We start from the raw sequence: 821 nt of genomic DNA, 5'->3' as shown, positions 1-821 counted from the left end.
TTGCCGGCCTCGATCAGAGTGAAAAATCACACCATGATCAACTGGCGCTTTAGTCCAGGCGTTCATGAACGCCTGTTGTACCAAGCCCTCGGGCATACGGTCCGACAGGCTGTATCCAAGCACCTGCCGGGTCTGAACACTCAACACCACAGCCAAGTACAACCACCCCTGGCGTGTCGAAATATACGTGATATCACCCACCCAAGCGGCAACGGGACTTGTCACAGAAAAGCGTCGTTTCAACACATTGTCAGAAATGGGTTGGATATACCGGTTATCCGTTGAATGTTTGAACCGGGCTTTGATTTTTCCTCGCAGCATCTCCTCTCTCATCAACCGAGCTACCCGCTTGTGCCCTATCGTGTAAGAGCGGTTATGAAGCGCCTGAACCATGCGCGGACGCCCATAAGTGCCGCGGCTTGCTCGATGAATCGCCCGAATCTCCAGGCGAATCGCGGCGTCTGGATCCGGACGCTCCTGGCGCTTCAAATAGCCATGAAAGCCCGACACCGAGACCTCCATCACTCGACATAACAGCCTAACCGGAAAGCGAGTCCGTTCACGGGCAACGAAGGCGTATCTCAGTTGGACTCTTTGGCAAAGAACGCCGTCGCTTTTTTTAGGATTTCTCGCTCCATTTTGAGCGTGGCATTTTCAGCTCGAAGCCGAGCCAGCTCGCTTTCCAGGTCAGAGACCGGATGCCGGGCAGGAGAACTGAGAGGACGCCCGTTGCGTGCGGCGTCCAGCCAATTACCTAAGGTTTTGACCGAGATATCCAACTGTCGGGCAGCTTCTCCTCGACCAATGCCTTCAGCAAGTGT

General features: G+C 54.7%; 2 protein-coding genes. Both read right to left on the bottom strand.

What is annotated here, in order from left to right; all coding sequences use genetic code 11:
• The coding region (locus tag NTD86_RS06305) for an IS3 family transposase (RefSeq protein ID WP_262201298.1) at nt 1-585 on the bottom strand (585 nt) is incomplete at its 3' end.
• Nucleotides 582-821 (bottom strand): transposase (locus tag NTD86_RS06300; RefSeq protein WP_262201297.1); only part of this gene is annotated, 240 nt, incomplete at its 5' end. The genes NTD86_RS06300 and NTD86_RS06305, both read right to left, overlap by 4 nt.

This window comes from Pseudomonas sp. 7P_10.2_Bac1 (assembly GCF_025465935.1).
Classification (GTDB): Bacteria; Pseudomonadota; Gammaproteobacteria; order Pseudomonadales; family Pseudomonadaceae; genus Aquipseudomonas.
The sequence above is the reverse complement of the archived record's forward strand: the minus strand, read 5'-3'. Positions and strand labels throughout refer to the sequence as shown.